Source organism: Acerihabitans arboris (genome assembly GCF_010131535.1).
Lineage (GTDB): Bacteria > Pseudomonadota > Gammaproteobacteria > Enterobacterales > Enterobacteriaceae > Acerihabitans > Acerihabitans arboris.
Genome location: NZ_WUBS01000007.1, coordinates 211,791 through 224,356, shown reverse-complemented (window position 1 = coordinate 224,356; position 12,566 = coordinate 211,791). Strand labels below are relative to the sequence as shown.

Below are 12,566 nucleotides of genomic sequence, written 5' to 3'. Positions count from 1 at the left end.
TACGCGCGGTGTCGTCACGGGCGTAATTGCCGCGGACTGCGTTACGGGGCCACGATCACCTTGCCCAGCACTTCGCGATCGCGAATCAGCCGCAGGCCTTCCGCCGCCTGTTCCAGCGGCAATACCCGGTCGATGACCGGATCGATGCGGCCGTCGGCAATCATTGATAGCAGGTCTTCCAGGTTATCGCGGTAGAAGCTGTTGGAGCCTTTGATGGTCAGCTCGAAGCTCCAGACATAACGCAGGTCTTCCTGCGGATCGTAGCCGGCGGTGGCGCCGCACACCAGCAGGATGCCGCCGCGCTTCAGGCATTTAAGCGACGGACGCCAGGTATCGCCGCCGGTAAAGTTGATCACCACGTCGACGCCGCCTTCAGTGGTGCGGCGCTGGGGCTTGCCGTACTGGCCGATGGCCCATTTGGAGAAATCCGTTTCCCGGTAGTTGACCACGCGATCGGCGCCAAGCGCTTTCAGCGCCTGGGCCTTTTCCTCGCTGCCGGCGCAGGCGATCACCTCGGCGCCCAGATGCTTGGCCAGGATCACGCAGGCGGTGCCCACGCCGCCGCTGGCGCCGAGGATCAGCACCCGATCGCCTTTTTTGACCGTGTCGTGGGTTATCAGCATGCGGTGCGCGGTGCCGTAAGCCACCGGCAGCGCGGCGGCCTGTGCAAAACTCACGCCGTCCGGCAGCCGGATAAGCTGGAGCGCGTCCACGGCGGCATATTCGGCCATGCCGCCGTCGGTCATTTCACCCATCAGGCCGACGCCGGGCTTCAACGGATTCACCAGCACCCGATCGCCCACCGACCAGCCGTCGACACCCGCGCCCAGTTCGGTAATGGTGCCCGCCAGGTCCAGGCCGATCACCACCGGCAGCGGCACCTTGATGCCGGGCATGCCCTTGACGGTGAACACATCATGGTAATTGAAAGACGAGGCGCCGACGCGCACCACCACATGACCGGCGGCGGCGGCGGGGCGCGGTTTATCATTAACGACCCGCAGTTGGTCGAGGTCGCCGTGCTGCTCCAGAACTAATGCTTTCATAACGTCACTCACAACATGCTCCTGATTACTTGATGGATTTGGCGGCCTGGTAAGGGCGGTTATCAAACAGGCTGTCGTCCAGGTCGCCTTTGATGGCGCCGCTGGCGACAAAGACCTGATGCTCGCGTTTCAGGGTATCGATGTCCGCCGGCTCGAAGTCGATACGGTTCATGCTATCCCAACGGCTCATATAGACCCGGGCGTCTTTTTGCGGCAGATTGGCCTGTTTTTGCAGGATGGCCACCACCGCGTCGGGATTTGCCTTGCCCCAGGCCAGGGTGTCGCGCAGCGCGGCAATCACCCGCGCCACGGTATCGGGATGTTGGTTGATAAGATCGGCGCGTACCGCGCCGACGCCGATATAGGGCAGGGCGTCGGTATGGGTCAGCTTTTTCCACTCGTCGGCAAAGCTGCCGATCGGGGTGACCTTAAGCTCGTCCAGCTGGCTGATGGTCAGCGAGCGCAGGGCGGCGGCGTCCACCTGCTTTTGCGCCAGGAACTGCGCCAGCCGTGATTCATTGCCGCCAATCAGCGAAAAATCCGCCGGTTTGATATGGTAGTTCTGCTGCAGGATGGTGCTGGCGATCACCGCCACCGACGATCCGGCCGGCGACATGCCGACCTTTTTACCTTTCAGCTGCGCCAGGCTGGTAATCGGCGAACCGGCCGGCACCACGAACTGCACGTCCGCCGGCTGGGTGGCGGCAAAAATTTTAATCGGCACCCCTTCGGACGCGGTGCTGAACACCCCGGCCAGCGGCGCGCCGAAGGCCAGGTCTATCGATCCGGACGCCAGCGCCTTGATGGGGGCGTTAACGTCGGGAAAGTGCACGAACTCGGCGTCGATACCGCGTTTAGCCAGGAAATCCCGGCTTTCCAGCACCGCGCCGTAGCCCAGGCTGACGCCGCTGGTCCAGTAGCCGATGCGGACTTTTTCCGCCCCCTGGGAACCGAAGGCCAACAGCGTTCCGGCGGCCAGCGCGGCCGCCATCAGTATTTTTTTCATAGCGATTATTCCTGTGTGCGTTGTTTCCAGCGGAAAAGATGACGTTCCAGCGGCTTGAGCAGTCCCCCTTCGAGTAACAGCATCATGGCCACCAGCAGTAAGGTCCAGGCGAAGACCTGATCGGTTTGCACCAGATCCCCGGCCTGGCGCAGACGGTAGCCGATACCGTCGGAGGCGCCGAGGGTTTCGGCCACCAGCGATACCCGCCAGCCGAAACCGAACGCCAGGCGGGCGCCGGAGAAAAAGTAGGGCAGTATGGTCGGCAGGTAAATCTTGCGCAGCGTTTGCCAGCGGCCCATGCGGAAACTGCGCGCCAGCTCCACATACTGCGCATCCACCGTTTGCGCGCCCTGCCAGACATTGGTCAGAATCAGCGGCATGGCGGTCATGAACACCACAAAAATGGTGGTGGCGCCGGAAATGCCGAACCAGATAATGGCGAAAATGGCCCAAATGGCCGACGAGACGGTATTGAATACCGCCAGCAAGGGTTCAAAGAACTGGGCCAGCAGCCGGCTGGCGCCGAGCGCCAGGCCGGACACCGTGCCCACCAGCGTCGCCAACAGGAAACCGGACAAGACGCGGGAAAAGGTGATGCCGATATCATGCAGCAGGCTGTCGCCATGCCACAGCGCCTCCAGCGCCCGCCAGGTCTTCAGCGGGCCAGGCAGCACAAACGACGGCATACACTGCGACGCCAGCCACCAGATAACCAGGAAGATCGCCAGCAGCGCCAGGCGCTGGCCGATGAGCGTAAGCAAGGATGTGGATGATTTCATTTCACACCTCAAGCCTTAGCAGGCGCGATTGTTCCGCCACCGCCCGCTCGGTGGGCACGCGCGGATGGGGCAAGAACATGTCGATGATCTTATGGATCCGCCCGGGATTGGGTTTCAGCACCACCACCCGATCGGCCAGCACCACCGCCTCTTCCACGTCATGGGTGACCATCACCACGGTGACGCCTTTAAGCTGCTGGATACGCAGCAGTTCGTTATGCATCACGCCGCGGGTTTGCGGGTCGAGCTTGGAAAACGGCTCGTCCATCAATAAAATTTCCGGCTCCACCACCAGGCTGCGCGCCAGCGCCACCCGGCTGCGCATGCCGCCGGAAAGCTGGTGCGGCCAGGAATGGCGGAAATCATGCAGGCCCACCAGCCTGAGCGCGTCGTCGACCTTTTTCGCGCGTTGCGCGCGCGTAAGCCGGGTGTTCTCCAGCCCGAAATTGACGTTTTGCCGCACGGTGCGCCAGGGCAGCAGGCGATCCTCCTGGAACAGATAGGCCACTTTTTCCCAACGATCGTATTGCCCGGCGGGCCGGCCCTGGATAACGATCTCGCCCTCGTCGGGCGTCAGCAGGCCGGAGAGGATATTGAGCAGGGTGCTTTTGCCGCAGCCCGACGCGCCCAGCAGGGCGAGGATTTCACCTTCGCGCACCGCCAGGGAAATATTGTCGAGCACCCGCAGTTGGCCGAAACGTTTGCCGATGCCGTCGGCGCGGATAATGTCCGCCGCGGCGGCGTCATAGGCCCGCGCCGCATTGCTCATGAGCGCATGGTTCATGAAGACATGCTCCTTTCGAGGATAGGCAGCACCGCGCCGCCTTTGCTTAACGTGGCATACACTTTTTCCATCGTCATCACCTGGAAGGTTTCGATATGGCGGCGGGCGATAATTTCCACCCGCCGGGCGTCGCCATCGATAAACGCCTGGATCATGGCGTTATGATCGTGCTTGATCTCGGGTTTGGTTTTCTGCACGTTAAAGCCCAGCGCCACCAGCCGCGACATCTCGTCCATCAGGCTCGACAGGGTGCGGATCAGATGGTTATTGCCCGACGCCCGGGCGATGGCCAGGTGGAAACGCTTATTGGCGTTCATGAACACGTCGATCTGCTCCGGCAGCGGCGCGCGCAGCTCCACCCGGCAGGCGGCCTCCAGCTCGCGCAGTTCCCCGATATCCACCCTGCCCACCGCCAGCCGGGCCGCCAGCGGCTCCAGCTGGACGCGCAGGGTGAAAATCTCCTCCACGTCCTGCACGGTAATCGGCGCGATGCGGTAACCCTTGCGCGGACGCGATTCCACCAGATGCTCATGGCACAGCCTGGCCAGCGCCACGCGGCAGCTGCTTTTGCCGATGGCGTAATTTTCCATCAGCTCCGGTTCGGTAATCATCGAGCCCGGCAGCAGGCGGCAGCAAAGGATATCCTGCCGGATGCGAATATAGGCGACATCACCCAAGGATAAATCCGCTGTAGCCTCGTTGGATAATAGCATCTGACCCTCTTTTCCTGTGGTTGTGAGCCGCTCACAGATAATCACTGGGGCGCTTAATACAGGCAGTGTAGGATGAGTCAACTTCTGTGATCCAATATGAAAAACTGATATCTATTGCCGGAAATTAGCTTAACTGAGCGGCTCACAAAATAACGTCTTCCTCCGATGGGGCTTAAGATAAATAACGGCTATCCTCAGCGATGATTGTTATTTGACGGCCGGGGCCGTCAGCCGCTTTAGTATTAGTACGCAAGCTAAAGGGCAAGAAAAAATGACGCAGATTTTGGATGTACCCGGCGGCGAGGGATCCCGGCGCCGCAAAGTGGCCTTCGCCGCATTTATCGGCACCACCGTTGAATGGTATGATTTTTACATTTACAGCACCGCCGCCGCGCTGATTTTCAGCCATACCTTTTTTCCGCCGTCGACCAATCCGCTATCCGGCCTGTTGGGATCTTTTGCGGCCTATGGAGTGGGCTTTTTTGCCCGCCCGCTGGGCGGCGTTATCGCCGGGCATTTCGGCGATCGCATCGGCCGTAAACGGGTACTGGTCTCCTCGCTGATATTGATGGGCGTCTCCACCCTGCTGACCGGTCTGTTGCCCACCTATGCCGTCGCGGGGCTGTGGGCCACCGTGCTGCTGGTGCTGCTGCGGCTGCTGCAAGGCATTGCGACGGGAGCGGAATGGGGCGGGGCCTCCCTGCTGTCCGTCGAACATGCCACGCCTAGAAATCGGGGCTTGCTGGGCTCCTTTACGCAAATTGGCTCGGCGGCCGGCATGCTGCTGGCGTCGGGCACGTTTCTGGCCGTCAGGGCGTCGGTGAGCGCCGACGCCTTTGCCGCCTGGGGCTGGCGGCTGCCGTTTTTATTCAGTATCGTGCTGATTGCCATCGGTATTTTTGTCCGTTTGCGCATTGATGAGCCTGAGGCTTTTTTGCGGGCCAAGGCCGACGGCAAGATCCGGCGCTTCCCGGTGGCGCAGGTCATTCGCCATCATCCGCGCGGATTGCTGGTCACCATCGGACTGAGGCTGGCGCAGCCGGCGATGTACGCCATCCTGACCACCTACGCGCTGAGCTACCTGGTATTAAAACGCGGCGACGCCACCATGGCGCTGACCGCCGTGCTGACCGGCTCCGCGGCGGCGATCGTCGCCACGCCGCTGTGGGCGCTGCTGTCGGATAACATCGGCCGCCGGGCGCCGGCGGTATTCGGCATCCTGGGCATCGGCATCCTGGTGTGGCCGTTCTTTCTGTTTCTCGACCATGGCGACCTGGCGTACCTGCCGCTGGTGGTGGCCGTGGCGCTGGGCGTATTCGACGCCGCGGTGTATGGCCCGGGCGCGGCCTGGTTTTCGGAGCAATTTCCCATCGAGGTGCGCTACAGCGGCGTATCCATCGGCTATCAGGTCGGCACGCTGATTTCCGGCGGCCTGACGCCGTTTATCGCCACCTGGCTGTTTTCGGTGGGCGATGGTTCGCCCTGGCTTATCAGCGGCTATATCTCTTTTTATGCCGTGTTAAGCCTGATCGCCGCCTATGCCGCGCAAGACCCGGTGCGGGAAATCCGTGCCGCGGCGGCCGGCGCCGGTTCCGTCCCGTTAAATGCCAAGGATCCCGCATGAGCCATCAGCATGATGTCGATATATTAGCGACGCTGGAAGCCGACAGCCCCCATGCCGCCGCCTTCAGGAACCTGTCCCGCCGGCATTGGAACAACGGGGCGCTAAGCAGCCGGGATAAACACCTGGTGGCGGTGGCGGCCGCGCAGGTGACGCGATGCGCTTATTGCATCGAACATCACGCGCGAATAGCCCGCCGGCTGGGCGCGTCGCGGGATGAGGTGCTGGCCGCCGCCTATATTACCGCGGCGCTGGAGACCCTGCTGGACGGCGCTATCGATATCGGCGCGGACGGCGCTGTGGTTACGCAATCGCCGGCGCTGGGCGGGCTGCCGGTGGAGCATGACCGGAACCTGTTCGTCAATACAATCCTGGGCGAGCCGACGCTGCCGTTGACGCTGCGTTACGCGATAGCCGCGGCGGTGGGGCTGGCAAAGGAGCGGGAAGGGCTGCGGCTGGCGTTTCACCAGGCCGCGCTGCGGGCCGGGGCGTTACCGCGGGCGCTGGAAGAGGGGTATGCGGTGGCGTTGGTTATCCGGGCGGGAGCGGTATACGCCCATACGCTGGGCATCGCCAGGGCGTTTGCATAACCGTTCGCGCAACGGCAACGGCACCCCGCCGGTGCTTGCCCTAGCTATCGGCCCCGGCGCCCAATAACGCCAGCACCCGGGTGCGCAAGGCAATCATATCCGGGTGATTGCGGCGGCGCGGGTAGGGCAGTTCAACATCAATGGTCTGCAGGATGCGCGCCGGGCGCGGCCCGAAGACCAATACCCGGTTGGCCATCAGCAGCGCTTCTTCCACGTCATGGGTGACCATCAGCACGCTGTAGCGTTTTTCCCGCCACAGGCCGACCAGTTCCCCCTGCATACGGATGCGCGTCAGCGAGTCCAGTTTCCCCAGCGGCTCGTCGAGGATAAGCAACCTGGGATCGTTGACCAGCGCGCGAGCCAGCGCCGCGCGCTGCGCCATCCCACCGGAAAGCTGCCGGGGATAGGCATGGGCAAACTGCGCCAGTCCCACCCGCTCCAGCACCCGATCGACCCGTCGCCGGCCGTGGTCATCCAGCAACCCCTGCGCCTGCAAGCCCAGCGCCACGTTTGCCCAGACCGTGCGCCAGGGGAACAGGGTCGGGTCCTGGAATACCACCACCCGCGCGGGATCCGGCCGGCGAATGGGCACGCCGTCTTCCAGCAACTCGCCGGAAAGCGGATTTTCCAGGCCGGCCACCAGCCTGAGCAGGGTGGATTTACCGCAGCCGGAAGGCCCCAGCAGGGCGATAAACTCACCCGGCGCCACGCTGAACGAAATCTGCTCCAATACCGGCAATATCTCACCGCCAAAATCAAAGCCGTGGCCTACATCGTTGAGTTGCAGACTCAGTCCGGCGCCGTTGCCCGTCGGGGCAACGGCGCTAAGATTGTCGATCCGGTCTATGGCCAGTGTCATGATCCAGGTCCTTAAATAAAATAAACCGTAAAAGCCGGTGGCCACATAACGATATTAAATTAGCGCATAACAATGGCGTCAGATAATAACGCGAGGTTTAGCCTCCATGAGTGGATAAGGTATTTTTTTATAAACTATCAAGCCGCTAAAGTAGCGCGGTAACCACCTGCTCACAAGCCTGGCTATGGTTTTTTTAATTATATTTAATTCCAGAATAATATTTACATAATTTTCTTTGTGGCGTAGTTATATTATTAATAGACCCGCTGGATTTGAATGCGCCGGCTTGTAAAGATAAAAGTTAACAATATGCTAAATATCGGTAATTGATTTGAACTAATCTGGCGAAGATAACCTTATATTGCTGATTGAATGAGAATGAGTTTGATTGATCTGTTTAAATTAAAATATCGGTTGAGCATATTTGTTGCTAACGCGTTTATAAAGAATAAAAACGCATATGCCGAAACCGGATAATCGGGTCGCGCGTGTTTATTTCGTTCTCCGGCGAAGCTATTTATTAATATATTATCTAGGGAGGTGCTATGTCATCCGAAGCGCTGGAACCGTCCGAACCATCCGTCGCCCTATCCGCCAGCGGATTATCGGGTCACCCGCCGGGCGCGGCATTCTGGACCATGGGTTTATTGGCCGCGGTGGCCTGGGGGGCGGTGGCGGCGCTGATGATCGTCTGGCCGGATAAATCGGTCGGTTTTGCCCGCCCGCGGTATATCGCCCAAACCCATGGGCTGGCGGTCGGCATCGCCGCGATCTTACTGTTGTTGGCGCTGGGAGAACGCTTGCCGCTGCTGCGTTTTATCATCGCCCCGGTAACGCGTTACGTCAGGTCCGGCGGTCAATGGTTTTTCGCTCTGGCGCTGTTTGTCGCCCTGTGGGAGATTTCCACCGCCAAGCTCGCCTGGCTGCCGGCGCCGTTCTTCGCGCCGCCGCATGCGCTGGTCGAAGCCTACGCCACCGATTGGCTACGGCTGGGCGATAGCCTGCTGCATTCCCTGCGCCTGCTGTTTTTCGGTTTCCTGTTCGGCAGCCTGAGCGGTTTTTTAACCGGCGTCGCCATCGGTTGTTCAAAAAGCCTGGGGTACTGGCTGCACCCGATATTGCGCTTTCTCGGTCCGGTACCCTCGACGGCTTTATTACCCCTGACGCTTTATTTTTTCCCTTCCAGCTTTTCGGCGGCGATATTCCTGATTGCGCTGGCCACCTGGTTTCCGGTAACGGTGCTGACCTGGTCCGGCGTGGCAAGCGTCGATAAAAATTATTTTGACGTTGCCCGCACCCTGGGGGCCAAACCGCTGTTCCTGATTACCCGAGTGGTTATTCCGGCGGCGTTGCCCCATGTATTCGTCGGCCTGTTCATGGGCCTGGGCGCGTCTTTTTCAGTACTGGTGGCCGCTGAAATGATGGGGGTTAAATCAGGACTGGGCTGGTATTTGCAGTGGGCGCAGGGGTGGGCGGCTTATTCCAATATGTACGGCGCGCTGATCGTGATGGCCCTGCTGTTTTCCTCATTAATCACGGTGCTGTTTGCCGTGCGCGATCGTCTGCTGGCCTGGCAGAGCGGGGCGGTCAAATGGTAGGCGTCCCGGGCGGATGCCAAGACAATGTGGCTTTCTATTTATTCTTCTGGAGAGACTATGGCGGATATTAGGGTAACAAGACGACGGTTTCTGCAATCGGCCGGGATATTAAGCGGCGCGGCCATGGGCGGCGGACTGTTATGCGGCTTACCCCCGGCCTCGGCCTATGGCGCGCCTGCCGCGGCCGCGGCGCCGTTGAAAACCGTGCGTATCGCCTGGCATCAGGCCGGGATTTGCCAGGCGCCGATATCGGTGGCCTACAAAAAGGGTTTTTTCACCCAATACGGGCTGCAGGTGGAGACGGTCAACTTTACCGACGGCGATACCCCGCTGGTGGCGCTGTCCACCGGCCAGGCCGAAGCCGGCATCGGCATGGCGCTGCGCTGGTTGAAACCGCTGGAGCAGGGTTTTGACGTTGCGCTGACGGTCGGCACCCATGGCGGCTGCATGCGGCTTATCACCGCCAGGAACAGCGGCATAACCCAGGTGAGGGATCTGGTGGGGAAATCGGTGGCGGTAAGCGATCAGGCCAGCCCGGTGAAGAATTTTTTCGCCATCCAGCTGGCCAGGCAGGGATTTCATCCCGACGACGACGTCAACTGGGTGCAGTATCCCGAACAACTGTCCGGCGAGGCGCTGCGCAAGGGCGAGGTGCAGGCGATTGCCGCCACCGACCCGCAGGCCTGGCTGATTCGCGAACGGGATGATTTGTTCGAGGTGGCCACCAACCTGAGCGGCGCCTACCACGACCGCACCTGCTGCGTACTGGCGTTAAGCGGCGCGCTGGTGCGCAACGATCCCCGGACGGCCAGGGCGATAACCCAGGCGGTGGTCGATGCACAGCAGTGGGCGGTGGATAATCCCGACGAAACGGCCGAGATTTTTGCGCCTTTCCTGCCCAGCACCATCACCGCCGCGCAGGTCAAGGCCATCCTTGCCGGGCATACCCACGGCCACCACAGCACCGGGCATCATCTGCGCGCCGAACTGGCGGCCTATGTGGATGAGCTGAAAACGATTAATGTCATCAGGCCCGATACGGATACCCGGGCATTTATCGATAAAACGGTGCCCGATATCCTGAGCGCGTAACCTGGTCACCCCGCGCTAAGTAAAAACGCCGCCAATATCATGGCGTGGTTGCGCACCTTATCCCGCGCGGCATAAAGCAACGTAACATTTCCTTTGCCGGCGCGGGAAGCCAGGGGTCGCCACCCGGCCTCGTTGGCCCCGAGTTCCCGGCAGTAGGCCGCGCGAAAGTCGTCATAACCAAGCAACGAGGCGTGGAACGCTCGCCGCAACGCTTGCGACGGCGCCACGTCTTTACACCATAAATCCATCCGCAGGGCGTTTTTTTTAACGCCGCGCGGCCACAACCGGTCAACCAACACCCGGTAGCCGTCGCCGGGTTCCGCCGGTTCATATACGCGTTTACAATAAATCATCCCGCCTCCCGACGCGTAACGCCTGGTATCGGCCAGGCAACCCATGCCCCGCCGGCAGGCGTTACCCGCGTTTGGTGCCGCATAGGGCAATATAGCGCAGCAGTCGGCGATTGCGGCGAAAGGTGCGGTACATGGTTAAAAACATCGGCCGGTTCGCCTTTTGCAACGCATTACGGATTATCCGCAGCGTACCCGTCAGACCTTCATCATAAATCAATCCCCGGGGCGAAAGCAGGGTCATCCGGCCCTGCTGGAAATCAACGCGTTCCGCGCCGGCCTCCCTGAATAACGCCAGCCAACCTTGCTGTGTCATGGGTTGGGCGTTAACATTGATCGCCCGGCGCATTTGCATCACCGCGTTGGTGGCGGAGAGGGGATCGTTAATCATGATATCGTGGGTCAGCAACCGCCCGCCCGGTTTCAGCACCCGTAAATACTCCTGGACCAGGCGGACCTTGGCCTTGTCGGCGTACATGGTCAGCATGGCTTCATTGATGACGATATCAAAATGATTATCCGGAAACGGCAGGCACAGGGCGTCTGCCTGGGTAATGGTCACCCATTGCTGCATTTGCTTAGCGGCGACGTTTCGCCGCGCCTGCTCCAGCGCCTGGTTATCCATATCCACGCCGGTAACATGACAGCGGAACCGGCCTGCTATCTCAATAGCCGTGGTGCCCATATTGCACGCCACCTCCAGCACCCGGCACGTTTGATTAAACCCGCCGTGTTTTATCAGCCACTCGGTGGCGCGTTTCCCGCCCGGCCGCAGCCGGGTCTTACCCATTCGGGCGAGGAATTTATGACCTGCTTCAGTGCCTGACATGCTCTCTCCTGTCGTCCGATACATCGAATTAGCGCGATCCGGTTGTTTGCCGACGCTTGCGGCCGGCGTTGCGGCGAGGCCTTATCCGGCGGAACCCGGCAGTTCGCGCAACATGATCAGCATCATGCGCGCCGCTTCGGGCGCTTCCACCGCGTGCGGTATATTGGCCGGCATGCGCACAATGTTGCCGGGCAGCGCATCGACAGCCTGGCCGTCGATAATCAGGGTCAACCGGCCTGCCAATACCATGACCAGGGCATCAAATGGGGCGGCGTGCTCGCTAAGGCCCTGGCCGGCATCAAAGGCAAACAGGGTAATATTGCCGCCGCTGGCGCGCGCCAGGACGCGGCTGGCGATGCCTTGTTCGGTGGGGGTGATCAAATTATGCAGGTCATGGGCCTGTGAAGCCGCGATATTTGGGGTTGTCATAATGTTCTCCACAATGGAAATAGCGTATGTTGTCAGTAATGATTATCATTTGCTTCAGTCATGTTAAGACGCTGGAAACGCAACCCCAATGACAAATGTCAAAAACGCCCCGCTGGATGCCATTGCCCTGGCGTCGCTGGCCGGCCAACAGTGGATCGGTACGCTGCCGGCAAGCGAACTTGCTGATTTATCGGCACATTGCAGGCGCAAAAAATTGGTTCAGGGCCAGACTCTTTTCCAGGAAGGGGACAAAATGACCCATTGCCTGCTGCTTGAGAGCGGCATGGTGAAGGTGTTTCGTTTTACGCTGACCGGAGAGGAGAAAATATTCGGCCAGCTGCGGCAGGGAGACGTGGTGGCGCTGGCGGCGGTGTTTATGCGCCACGGACGTTTTCCGATGAGCGCCCAGGTCGTCGAGGCGGGCAATGCGCTGCTGATTCCCAATACGCTGCTCAAGGATATCTGCCTGCGTTATCCGCAATTTTCACTGCGGCTGATGAGTTATTTTTGCAACCAGCTCTATGCCATAATCAATAAAGTCGACTGGCTGACCTCGAGCTCCACCGCGGAACGGCTGGCGGCCTATCTGATTACGCTCAGCGAAACGGCGGGAAGCCCTCACCTGACGCTTCCCGTAAGCCGGGCGCAGCTGGCCACCCAGCTTGGCGTGCGCCTGGAGACGTTAAGCCGCATGCTCTCCGAGTGGCGTCGGCGGGGCGATATCGCTTTGCACGGCAGGCAGCTGAGTATTCTTGCCGCCGACCGGCTTATGATGATGACCCAATCAGGTAAACGCGATTTTTAATCCTTCCCCGCTACCCGATTGGCCGCTCTTGCGGCATAAACCATGCCGGGTGGGCCAGGACTGGG

General features: G+C 60.5%; 14 protein-coding genes. 5 read left to right on the top strand and 9 right to left on the bottom strand.

The features are described 5' to 3' along the window. Positions 1-41 precede the first annotated feature (41 nt). The 5 genes from GRH90_RS11745 to GRH90_RS11725 are packed head-to-tail and all read right to left on the bottom strand — an operon-like array spanning position 42 to position 4,328. Positions 42-1,058, bottom strand: coding sequence for a quinone oxidoreductase family protein (locus GRH90_RS11745; protein ID WP_162366131.1), 1,017 nt, complete (start codon positions 1,056-1,058; stop codon positions 42-44). A 13-nt stretch (positions 1,059-1,071) separates the two neighbouring features. After that, positions 1,072-2,052, bottom strand: coding sequence for an ABC transporter substrate-binding protein (locus tag GRH90_RS11740; protein ID WP_162366130.1), 981 nt, complete (start codon positions 2,050-2,052; stop codon positions 1,072-1,074). A gap of 5 nt (positions 2,053-2,057) precedes the next feature. Beyond that, a complete protein-coding gene (locus GRH90_RS11735) occupies positions 2,058-2,831 on the bottom strand; it encodes an ABC transporter permease (protein WP_162366129.1) in 774 nt (257 codons plus the stop codon). 1 nt (position 2,832) lies between these two features. Further along, complete coding sequence (locus GRH90_RS11730; protein WP_162366128.1) at positions 2,833-3,615, bottom strand: ABC transporter ATP-binding protein; 783 nt, start codon at positions 3,613-3,615, stop codon at positions 2,833-2,835. Then, a complete protein-coding gene (locus tag GRH90_RS11725; RefSeq protein ID WP_162366127.1) occupies positions 3,612-4,328 on the bottom strand; it encodes a GntR family transcriptional regulator in 717 nt (238 codons plus the stop codon). Before GRH90_RS11725 ends, GRH90_RS11730 begins: the two co-directional genes overlap by 4 nt. Positions 4,329-4,599: 271 nt before the next feature. On the opposite strand from GRH90_RS11725, the gene GRH90_RS11720 reads away from it, so the two are divergent. After that, positions 4,600-5,952, top strand: a complete 1,353-nt coding sequence (locus GRH90_RS11720; protein WP_162366126.1) for an MFS transporter — start codon at positions 4,600-4,602, stop codon at positions 5,950-5,952. Further along, positions 5,949-6,539 carry a carboxymuconolactone decarboxylase family protein gene (locus GRH90_RS11715; RefSeq protein ID WP_162366125.1) on the top strand — a complete coding sequence of 197 codons (591 nt, stop codon included), beginning with the start codon at positions 5,949-5,951 and terminating at the stop codon, positions 6,537-6,539. Before GRH90_RS11720 ends, GRH90_RS11715 begins: the two co-directional genes overlap by 4 nt. 40 nt (positions 6,540-6,579) lie before the next feature. Here the strand turns inward: GRH90_RS11715 and GRH90_RS11710 are convergent, their stop codons facing one another. Then, the gene (locus GRH90_RS11710; protein ID WP_162366124.1) at positions 6,580-7,398 is read right to left on the bottom strand and encodes an ABC transporter ATP-binding protein; all 819 of its coding nucleotides are present in this window, start codon (positions 7,396-7,398) and stop codon (positions 6,580-6,582) included. 560 nt (positions 7,399-7,958) lie between these two features. Here GRH90_RS11710 and GRH90_RS11705 point away from each other — a divergent pair. Beyond that, the gene (locus tag GRH90_RS11705) at positions 7,959-8,996 is read left to right on the top strand and encodes an ABC transporter permease (RefSeq protein ID WP_376766073.1); all 1,038 of its coding nucleotides are present in this window, start codon (positions 7,959-7,961) and stop codon (positions 8,994-8,996) included. 57 nt (positions 8,997-9,053) lie between these two features. Then, positions 9,054-10,088, top strand: a complete 1,035-nt coding sequence (locus GRH90_RS11700) for an ABC transporter substrate-binding protein (RefSeq protein ID WP_162366123.1) — start codon at positions 9,054-9,056, stop codon at positions 10,086-10,088. 5 nt (positions 10,089-10,093) lie between these two features. Here the strand turns inward: GRH90_RS11700 and GRH90_RS11695 are convergent, their stop codons facing one another. The 3 genes from GRH90_RS11695 to GRH90_RS11685 form a co-directional block, all read right to left on the bottom strand. Further along, entirely contained in the window at positions 10,094-10,441 is a 348-nt protein-coding gene (locus GRH90_RS11695) for a DUF488 domain-containing protein (RefSeq protein ID WP_162366122.1), read from the bottom strand. A gap of 61 nt (positions 10,442-10,502) precedes the next feature. Further along, a complete protein-coding gene (locus GRH90_RS11690) occupies positions 10,503-11,267 on the bottom strand; it encodes a class I SAM-dependent methyltransferase (protein ID WP_162366121.1) in 765 nt (254 codons plus the stop codon). 81 nt (positions 11,268-11,348) lie between these two features. Next, positions 11,349-11,696 (bottom strand): cupin domain-containing protein, encoded by a 348-nt coding sequence (locus GRH90_RS11685; protein WP_162366120.1) that lies wholly within the window; start codon positions 11,694-11,696, stop codon positions 11,349-11,351. An 88-nt stretch (positions 11,697-11,784) separates the two neighbouring features. Here GRH90_RS11685 and GRH90_RS11680 point away from each other — a divergent pair, with 88 nt between their 5' ends. Further along, positions 11,785-12,501 carry a Crp/Fnr family transcriptional regulator gene (locus GRH90_RS11680; RefSeq protein ID WP_162366119.1) on the top strand — a complete coding sequence of 239 codons (717 nt, stop codon included), beginning with the start codon at positions 11,785-11,787 and terminating at the stop codon, positions 12,499-12,501. Positions 12,502-12,566 lie beyond the last annotated feature (65 nt).